The organism is Streptomyces swartbergensis, from assembly GCF_002148965.1.
In the GTDB taxonomy this organism is placed as follows: domain Bacteria; phylum Actinomycetota; class Actinomycetes; order Streptomycetales; family Streptomycetaceae; genus Streptomyces; species Streptomyces swartbergensis.
In genome coordinates this window covers 1-5,510 of record NZ_NGFN01000469.1, presented here as the reverse complement: position 1 = coordinate 5,510, position 5,510 = coordinate 1, and the positions used below count along the sequence as shown (strand labels likewise).

Below are 5,510 nucleotides of genomic sequence, written 5' to 3'. Positions count from 1 at the left end.
GACGGACGGAGCGCTGGGGATGGTCGGGGAGTTGGGATGGGTCGGGGAGTTGGGAAGGGTCGGGGAGTTGGGGACGTTCGTACGCCGTTATCTGCGTGCGTACGGGCCGGCCACCCCGCAGCACTTCGCGAAGTGGCTGGCGGCGCCGACCGGCTGGGCCGGCACCGTGTTCCGGGAACTGGCCGCCGCGGGCGGCATCGAGGAGGTCGACTTCGAGGGCACGCGGGCGTGGGTGGCCGCGGGTGACACCGAGTTCCCGGACGGTCCTCCGCGAGGCGTGCGGCTGCTGCCGTACTTCGACGCGTACGTCATCGCCGCGCAGCCCCGCGAGCGGCTGTTCCCCGGCGCGGCCTACGAGCGTGCCCTGGCGGGCGGCCAGGCGGGCAACTACCCCGTGCTGCTGGTCGACGGTGTGGTCGCGGGCGTCTGGCACCAGCGGCGCCAGGGTCGTCGTACGACCGTCACGGTCGAGCCGCTCGTCCGGCTGACGGCACGGCAGGAACGGGAGCTGGGTGAGCAGGTGGAGCGGGTGGGTGAGGTGCTGGAGGCGAGGGCGGAGCTGGTGGTGGGGGACGTGAAGGTGGGTCCGCATGCGTGATCAGGCGTGTCGTGCGCGCCTGATCAGGTCTGGGGGGTTCCCGGTTTGCGTGCGTCGAAGAGGTGCCGGGTGCTGTGGGCCACGAAGGGCCCCTCGTCCTCGATCCGCCGATGCAACGCACGGAGCTGCGGCTCGTACGCCTCGACGGTGAAGCCGGGCACCATCCACACCACCTTCCGCAGGAAGTGCACGACCGCGCCGATGTCGTGGAACTCCATACGGAGCCGCTCCGCCCGCAGTTCGACGACGTCGAGCCCCGCGGCCTCGGCGTCGGCCCGCTCGCGCTCGGGATGGCGACCACCGCGTACCTCGTCCGGCTGCGGACCGAGGAAGTGCTCGACGAGCTCGAAGACGCTGCCCGGCCCCACGTGCTGGGCGAAGTACGTCCCTCCGGGCTGGAGGACGCGGGCGATCTCCTCCCAGTGCGGACGGACGGGATGCCGGCTCACGACCAGGTCGAAGGCGGCGTCGGCGAAGGGCAGCGGGGCGTCCTCGGGCGCGGCGACGACCGCGACCCCGCGCGGCCGGAGCAGGGCGGTCGCCTTGGCCACGTTCGGCGGCCAGCCCTCGGTGGCTACGGCGAGCGGGGGCCGCTTCGGGGCCTTGGCGAGAGCGAAGTCCAGTACTTCCCCGCCGCCGGTCTGGATGTCGAGCACGGCACTCGCCCGCCCCAGCCGCTCGGCCATCGACGTGGCATACCCCCAGGAGGGCCGGGCTTCGGTGGCCCGCCCCTCGAACCAGGAGAAGTCCCAGCCTTCGGTGGGGACGGAGGCGCCTTCGGCGACGAGGTCTTCGAACGTGCGGTGCGGTCGGTGCGTTTCGTGCTGCTCGGCCATGGGCCCCTTCTCACCTCTCCCTGTCACGCCAGAACGAACATGACATGCTCGTCGTCTCCGTGCCGGACGGTGCCGGCAGGACTGAATCCGTGCTTCTCGAGGAGACGTACGGAACCGGTATTACCGCTGAAGGGATCGGCGTGCAGAGGCCGGTTCCTCTCCCGCTCCAGGAAAAGTTCCAGAGCCCTGCTGCCGATGCCCCGCCCCCAGTACGCGCGCCCGAGCCAGTACCCCAGGAAGCGGCGGTCCCCGTCCCACCAGGCGACGAAGCTGCCGGCGACGTCACCGTCCACGGTCACGGTCTGCACGAAGTTGGTCTCGTCCCCGAGGACCCGCTCCTTCCAGTGGGACATGAAGGCCTCCCGCGGCCGTGGCGTGAACCTCGACCGCCGGGTTGCCTCGGGATCCTGCTCGTAAGCGCAGAACGCGTCGAGATCGTCCTCCACGACATCACGCAGCCGCACGTCTTCGATACTCATGCGGTGATTGTGGCACCGGGCACTGACAATGCCCCTGCGGAAGCCGCCACCGCCCAGGGGCCTACGGAAGCCACCTGGTCGGCGGCGTCGGCCCCGGTGGCGGTGAGCAGATACACGACGACAGGGTGCGGCCCTGCCCCGTGACCGGCCGTCGCCCGCCCCTCCTGGATGAGCCGCCGCGCCGCGGCAATTCAGTGAAGCCGCCGGGCACGGCGAACCAGACACCGCAGCTGGGGTCGTGGACGGAATCAGCGATGACGACGTGAGACGTCATGTGGTGGCATTTCCGGAGGGTTGGCCGGGTGAAGGATCAGGGACGGGCCGTGCGGACGCCGGCGCGGTGACGACGTTCGATGTCCTCGGCGGTGGCTCCCCGCTCCGCGACAGAGCGACCTCCGTCCGATCCCGTCTGCTGGTTCAGGAACCGGAAGCGGCGGGGCGTCGACTCGTCGGAGGCCGGCGCGGCGATCACGCCGATGAAGCGAGGGTCTCCCGCGAACCACACCACGCCGATCTGGGTCTTCAGCTCAGGCTTCGCGCGAGGGGCCATCCGGCGGTTCCACCAGCCCACTCCCCAGTGCCGGGGAAACACCACGGGCAGCAGTTCCTCCGGGCGTGCCGGGTTCGGGAACTCGAACCACCCGTTCTGCCTGCCGACGACGTCGGGCCGGTCGGCAAGCCCGTGCGGGGCGTCACTGTAGAGCCGCCACGGGTATGCCCGCAGGACGCGTCTCATCCGAAAGACGGCAGGAAGGACGGAGAGTTGGAGGAACGCGCGGTAGAAGCTGTACAGCAAGAACGGCACGAAGAGGATCGTGTACCCCGGAGAGAGGAACACCACCAGGATCGCCAGCAGGGCGGCCCACAGGGCGATCCAGCCGAGGAGAGCAAGCGCGTTCACAGCCAACTGCTTCGACCAGGCGCGCCGGGTCGGCGGGTGCTCCCAGGCAACTGTCCCTTGCTCTCGTCGGCACAGAACACGACCGACGCCGCTTTGCTGCCGTCGAGCGTCACAGTCCGGTCGTAGTACCGGATGGTGCCCGTGATGCCAAGGTTGGCCTTCTTGAACTTCTCCACCCAGGTGGCGGCCGCTTCCCGTGCCCTGCCGGTGTTGTAGAAGTCCATTGCCTTCGCCGCGGAGTCCGTTCCCGCAATCGCCGCGTTGACCGCACGCATACGCTCGGCGTTGTCAGCGAGTACGGCGTCCTTGACGGCATCACCCGTCGTGCCGCCTTCGAAGACCATGGTCAGGTCGGAGGGCAGCTTGATTTCCGGACGACCGTCGGCCCGCGGGTCCGATTCGGGGGGTGATGTCGCAGTGCCACTCCTGGCATCGGCCCCGGCCATCTTGTCGTTGTCCTTGCTCTTGGAGCTGTCATCGCTCCCGCACCCGGACAGCGTCAGAGCCGCAGCGGCGGTCAGTGTGAGCGCTGCGAGAAGGGTGGGGCGGCGGTTCACGGTGGGCTCCCGGTAAGAGGCGAGGCTTCTGTTGAGCGAACCAAAGCACCATGCGGCGGCGCAGGCGGGGTGACCGCTGCCAAGGGAGCGGTCGCCCGGGAGCCGCAGCCGCAGCCGCCTGGTCGTTACCGGACGACGGATTGGATCTCCTGTACGACGACGTCCTGCGTGGCGCCGAAGGTGCCGTCGGGAAGGTCGCCGCCCGCGCCTCCGCTGCCGGTCCACTCGATGTTCCAGGTGACGGTGGCCTGGAGCGGGTACGTGCCGTTGCCCGAGGAGCGCAGGTATTTCACTCCGCAGGGCGGGGTCTGGTCCGCCCTGCCCTTGGCGTAGGGCTCGCCGATGCGGCCGTTGTTGATGTCGCAGACGCCGGAGGCCGGGTAGGTCACGGCGTCCTTCGTGCCCGGTTCGATCCTGAGCGACACCGGTTCCGCCGTCGCGGTCGCCTGGATGCCGAGCACCGGTACGGACGCGGTGACGGAGACCGGCTTGAACTGGGCGTCGTCCAGCCAGGACCAGGTCGGGAGGTTGACCTTGGTCGCCTCGGCGGGGGCCAGGGTCACCTTGGTGCTGGGGACGCGGATCTCGGCGTAGGCGAGTTCGGCGAGGACCTTCGGGGTGACGGCGTTCTCGATGTTCGCGGGCGGGGGATTGCCCTGGTCCACCCAGAAGATTTCTTCGTCACAGGAGTCCCAGCCCGGGGGGAAGTCCTTGTTGACGAAGGAGTCCCAGAAGTAACCCTTGCCTGTCTTGTCCTTGTTGAAGTCCTTGTAGGGGTGCCCGTTGACGTAGCGGTCGCGCTGCTCGGCGTCCCACTCGTAACCCGTGGAACCGGCCTCCCAGGTCGGTTCCAGGTACTTCTGGAGCTGTTCCGGGGTGTACTTCGGGGCGTACCAGCAGGGCGGAGGCGTCCAGGACGTGGCCGACGTCAGCGCGCCCGCGGAGTTGCCGCTGCCGTTCTTGGAGCGGTCGAAGACGATGCCGCCCGCGGTGACGGAGAGGGTGCCGTCCTTGCCTGCGTCGGCGCCCTGCTCGGTGCCCTGTGGGCCTTCACCCAGCGTGTCGTCAGCGTGGGCCGTGCCGGGAAATACGACGAGGGACCAGCACGCGCCGGCTATGACCACCGTCGAGAGCGTCCGCAGCGGACGCGTCACGGCTGGCACTTGGGACTCCCGCTCTGCGAAACGAGCTTCTGGATCATCCAGACACCTTTGTCGTTCTTCTTGAGCGACGTGTGGTAGATGACGTAGCTCTTGGCAGTGACCTTCGTCTTCTTGACCTTGTCGGTCTTGAGGTACTTCACATAAGCCTTGCCCTGGTCCTCGCAGTAACTGAGAGAGGCCGTTCCGTCTTTGTCGACCGCGACTTGGGGGGCGTAGAAGCGGTAGGCGCCGGTGATGGCGGCCTTGTGATCGACGTAGTTCTGAATGAACTTCTGCGTGCTGGCGGCGGCTTCGCCCTCGTAGTAGTAGAGGTACGGCTTGTCGAGCGCGTCCTGGTTGACGATCGCCAAGTCCACGGCCTTGATGGACTGTTTGCTGTCCGACAGGACCGCGTCCTTCTCCTTGTCCCCGGTCTTGGGCCAGTCGAAGGTGTAGGAGAGGTCGGACGGCAAGTCGATCTTCGGACGTTCGGCGGCGGCCGGGTCGGACGCGGTCGGGGATGCCGAGGTCTCGCTTCCCGTGTCAGCTCCCGCGATCTTGTCGCTGTCCTTGCTCTTGGAGCTGTCATCGCTCCCGCACGCGGACAGCGTCAGGGCCGCAGCGGCGGTCAGCGTGAGCGCTGCGAGGAGGGTGGGGCGGCGGTTCACGGTCGGCTCCCGGTAAGAGGCGAGGCTTCTCTTGAGCGAACCAAAGCTATACAGCGGTGTGGAGCCGCACCAGGGTGAGAGTTGACGACCGGTGGGGTGTATGGGGAGGAATCGGCGATACGCCGACCACTTCCAGCCGTAACGGTTGCATAACGCGCCAACTCGTGATTCAGGAGGCGGCCGTTTCAGTCCTGAACCAGCAAAGGGCCGTGGGGCATGGGCCTGTGGGCCCATGTGGGGCCTACTCGCCTATGGATACGTTCGGGTTCGACAACCGGTGGCCAAGGTGGCTGGTGGGACGATCGGAGGTGGCCCGTATGGGGCGGCAG

7 protein-coding genes are annotated in these 5,510 nt (G+C 68.2%); 1 reads left to right on the top strand and 6 read right to left on the bottom strand.

Annotated elements, in window-relative coordinates; genetic code table 11:
- Positions 1-598: DNA glycosylase AlkZ-like family protein (locus CA983_RS40125; RefSeq protein ID WP_244207300.1), on the top strand; the 598-nt coding region annotated here is incomplete at its 5' end.
- A 23-nt stretch (positions 599-621) separates the two neighbouring features.
- Here the strand turns inward: CA983_RS40125 and CA983_RS40120 are convergent.
- From CA983_RS40120 to CA983_RS40095, 6 genes are all read right to left on the bottom strand, one after another.
- Positions 622-1,434, bottom strand: a complete 813-nt coding sequence (locus CA983_RS40120) for a class I SAM-dependent methyltransferase (RefSeq protein WP_086605616.1) — start codon at positions 1,432-1,434, stop codon at positions 622-624.
- Between the two features lie 23 nt (positions 1,435-1,457).
- Positions 1,458-1,913 (bottom strand): GNAT family N-acetyltransferase, encoded by a 456-nt coding sequence (locus CA983_RS40115; RefSeq protein ID WP_208637143.1) that lies wholly within the window; start codon positions 1,911-1,913, stop codon positions 1,458-1,460.
- 310 nt (positions 1,914-2,223) lie between these two features.
- Complete coding sequence (locus CA983_RS40110; RefSeq protein WP_086605614.1) at positions 2,224-2,814, bottom strand: hypothetical protein; 591 nt, start codon at positions 2,812-2,814, stop codon at positions 2,224-2,226.
- Complete coding sequence (locus CA983_RS46450; RefSeq protein WP_086605613.1) at positions 2,811-3,371, bottom strand: hypothetical protein; 561 nt, start codon at positions 3,369-3,371, stop codon at positions 2,811-2,813. Before CA983_RS46450 ends, CA983_RS40110 begins: the two co-directional genes overlap by 4 nt.
- 125 nt (positions 3,372-3,496) lie before the next feature.
- Positions 3,497-4,534: a hypothetical protein gene (locus CA983_RS40100; protein ID WP_167407548.1), complete on the bottom strand. Its 1,038-nt coding sequence runs from the start codon at positions 4,532-4,534 to the stop codon at positions 3,497-3,499.
- The gene (locus CA983_RS40095; RefSeq protein ID WP_086605612.1) at positions 4,522-5,181 is read right to left on the bottom strand and encodes a hypothetical protein; all 660 of its coding nucleotides are present in this window, start codon (positions 5,179-5,181) and stop codon (positions 4,522-4,524) included. The genes CA983_RS40100 and CA983_RS40095 overlap by 13 nt, the downstream gene beginning before the upstream one ends.
- Positions 5,182-5,510: the final 329 nt, after the last annotated feature.